This is a genomic window from Arthrobacter sp. Dra40, from assembly GCF_059091905.1.
This window is the reverse complement of sequence record NZ_JBNHHB010000540.1, coordinates 1-857: the sequence shown is the minus strand read 5'-3', so window position 1 is coordinate 857 and position 857 is coordinate 1. Positions and strand designations below refer to the sequence as shown.

The following is an 857-nucleotide window of genomic DNA, read 5'->3' as shown; positions in this document are numbered from 1 at the left end:
TGCCCCACCAGTCGCGGCGCTGGTTGTCGTGCACGTCCCAGGTGATGACGGGGTTGTCCGGATCGCCGGTGTAGTAGTCCTGGGTGTAGATCTCCACACGGTGGCCGTCCGGATCCAGAATGTACAGGTAGAACGCGTTGGAGACGCCGTGGCGGCCCGGGCCGCGCTCGATCCGGTCGGACATGCGCAGTGCGCCCATCTTGTCGCAGATCTGGATGATGTTGTGCTTCTCATGCGTGGAGAAGGCCACGTGGTGCATGCGCGGGCCGTTGCCGCCGGTCAGGGCCGTGTCGTGCACGGTGCCCTTGCGGTGCATCCAGGCGGCGTAGGTCACGCCGTCGGAGTCCTTGATGTCCTCGGTGACGCGGAAGCCCAAATCCTCAAGGTACTTGCGGCCGCGCGGTACGTCCGGGGTGACCTGGTTGAAGTGGTCCAGGCGCACCAGTTCTCCGGCGGAGTAGAGGTCGTAGCGCATGTGCAGGCGCTCCACGTGGTCCACCTCGTGGAAGAACTCGTACGGGAAGCCCAGCGGGTCTTCCACCCGGACGGAGTCGCCGATGCCCTTGACGAAGCCTTCCTTGCGGCGCTCGGTGCGGCAGCCCAGCTCCTTGTAGTAAGCCTCGGCGCGGTCCACGTCCTCCGGGCTCCGTACCCGGTAGGCGAAGGCGGCGACGGCGGCGATGGGGCCCTTGCGCAGCACCAGGTTGTGGTGGATGAACTCTTCGAACGAGCGCAGGTAGATTGCCTCGTCGTCTTCGTGGGTCACGTGCAGGCCCAGCAGGTCCACGTAGAACGCGCGGGACTTGGCCAGATCGGTCACCACGATCTCCATGTAGGCGCAGCGCAGGATGTCCGGG

General features: G+C 65.8%; 1 protein-coding gene. It reads right to left on the bottom strand.

Annotation, left to right across the window (positions count from 1 at the left end; genetic code table 11):
• A partial coding sequence (gene hpaD / locus AC5RWT_RS37865; RefSeq protein ID WP_494084688.1) for a 3,4-dihydroxyphenylacetate 2,3-dioxygenase occupies window positions 1-857 on the bottom strand: 857 nt, incomplete at both ends.